The organism is Acinetobacter sp. YH12136 (genome assembly GCF_013418545.1).
Classification (GTDB): domain Bacteria; phylum Pseudomonadota; class Gammaproteobacteria; order Pseudomonadales; family Moraxellaceae; genus Acinetobacter; species Acinetobacter towneri.
In genome coordinates this window covers 1-2,304 of the sequence record NZ_VPBV01000060.1, presented here as the reverse complement: position 1 = coordinate 2,304, position 2,304 = coordinate 1, and the positions used below count along the sequence as shown (strand labels likewise).

The 2,304-nt window shown below is 46.1% G+C and carries 1 protein-coding gene; it reads right to left on the bottom strand.

Going from position 1 to position 2,304, the window contains the following annotated elements; translation table 11 throughout:
* Positions 1–204: 204 nt before the first annotated feature.
* Positions 205–2,136 carry an ATP-binding cassette domain-containing protein gene (locus FTU71_RS14410; protein WP_154320142.1) on the bottom strand — a complete coding sequence of 644 codons (1,932 nt, stop codon included), beginning with the start codon at positions 2,134–2,136 and terminating at the stop codon, positions 205–207.
* Positions 2,137–2,304: the final 168 nt, after the last annotated feature.

The window sequence follows — 2,304 nt, the reverse complement described above, 5'->3', positions numbered from 1 at the left end:
AAAAATAAACTTATATGGCACTTGCGTAATTCACGACAAAATGTGTCAAGTTTTGAAGAAGAGATGCAGTACTCAAGAATAGCAAGGAACTACACGGAGATGAAAAGCAGGAGGAAAATATTAAAAATGGGTGGTTTTAATAAAAAAAAGAGATGAATAACGCTTGTTACTCATCTCTCAGATAATGGGGGTGTTGAAATAGTGTTAGAAGGACTGCTCCAGACTTTCCAGTTCCATCATTAGTTCCAGCATCTGTTCTTCGGCTGTTTCCAGTTTGGCTTTCAGCTCAGTTTGCTCATTCATCAGTTTGAGCAAATCATTTTTACGTGAGGCATCATATAAAGCACTATCTCCGAGCAAGCTTTGAATTTCAGCCAGTCGCGGCGTAACCTTTGAAATCTGTGTTTCACATTTTTCGATATTTTTACGAATCGGGCGGCTCAGTTCCCGCTGGCGTGCCGCTTCCTTACGCTGTGCTTCTTTGTCCAGTCTGGAAATGGTTGCTTTGACTTCGACCTGAGATTTCACCGGCTCGGCTGGCTTCTGCCCGTTTTTGATCATCTCAATGCGGGCCTGACGTAACCAGTCGGCATAAGCGGTCAGATCACCGTCAAATTCACGGCATTGACCATTATGTACCAGCAGCAATTCATCACAGACACTGGCAATCAGCTGGCGCTCATGCGATACCAGCACCACAGCACCTTCAAAATCCTGCAAGGCCATGGTCAATGCATGACGCATATCCAGATCTAAATGGTTGGTCGGCTCATCCAGAATCAACACGTTTGGACGCTGCCAGACAATCAATGCCAGAGCCAGACGGGCACGTTCACCGCCTGAGAAACTTTCACTTGGCGTATCCATGCGTTCGCCGCTAAAACCAAAACTGCCCAGGAAAGAACGCAGGCTGGCTTCACTGATTTTTTTATCGGCAATACGGGCCAGCTGTAACATCGGGCTGGCATTGCCATCCAGTGCATCCATTTGGTGTTGGGCAAAGTAGCCAATATTGAGCAGTTCTGAATCTTTACGCAGACCCTGAAGCAATTTTAAATCACCGACCAGCGATTTAATCAGGGTGGATTTACCGGCACCATTCATCCCGAGCAAACCAATCCGGCTGCTTGGCGTGATCTGTAAATTGACATTGGTGACAATCAGCTTGTCACCATAACCAATATCGGCATGTTCCAGTTGCAATAAAGGCGAACTCATTTTGGTCGGTTCACGGAAACTGAAGGTAAATGGTGTATCAACATGGGCAGCAGACAGTTCCTGCATACGCTCCAGCTGTTTGATCCGGCTCTGTGCCTGCTTGGCTTTGGTGGCTTTCGCTTTAAAACGGTCAATATATTTTTGCAGATGTGCGCGGGTTTCCAGCTGCTTTTCATAAGCCTGTTGCTGCTGCGCCAGACGTTCACTGCGGGTGCGCTCGAAGGTCGAGTAGTTACCGGTATATAAAATCAGTTCCTGATTTTCAATATGTAAAATATGATCGGTAATCGCATCGAGGAAATCCCGGTCATGCGAAATCAGCACCAGCGTACCTTCATAGGCTTTCAGCCAGTCTTCGAGCCAGAGAATGGCATCCAGGTCTAAATGGTTGGTCGGTTCATCAAGAAGGAGTAAATCGGAACGGCTCATCAGGGTACGCGCCAGATTCAGGCGCATGCGCCAGCCACCAGAAAAACTTGAAACATCCAGTTGGGATTGATGTTCAAAAAAGCCCAGACCGGCCATCAGTTGCGAAGCTTTGGCCGGCGCAGAATAACCTGAAATTTCATCAAAACGGCCATATAAATGGGCCAGTTCTGCATCATCCAGCTGATCTGGCTGCTCCAGTTTCTGTTGAATATCCCAGTATTCTTCATCGCCGGACAAGACGAAATCAATGGCTTTCATATTCAGCGCTTTGATTTCCTGCGCCATATGCGCCACGGTCCATACCGCAGGACGGGTCAACGAACCGGTGTCTGACTCCATGCCACCAAGCAAAGCTGAAAACAGGGTCGATTTCCCGGCACCATTGACACCGGTTAGGCCAATTTTCCATCCTGGGTGTAACTGCATCGACGCTTTTTGAAATAAAACACGTCCACCGCGACGTATAGATAACTGGTCTAACTGAATCATTGAGAAATCAAAGCTAAGAAATAAGATGCGCCTATTCTAAAGGAAAGCCTTGTGAAAATGAAAAATCTTGCGACTTTTACTGAAATGAGCCAGCTTTTAAATATTGTGAATTTATATATTATGGACGAATAAGTTGAGTATAAGCTCTATTTTCAGCATTAACAGTTG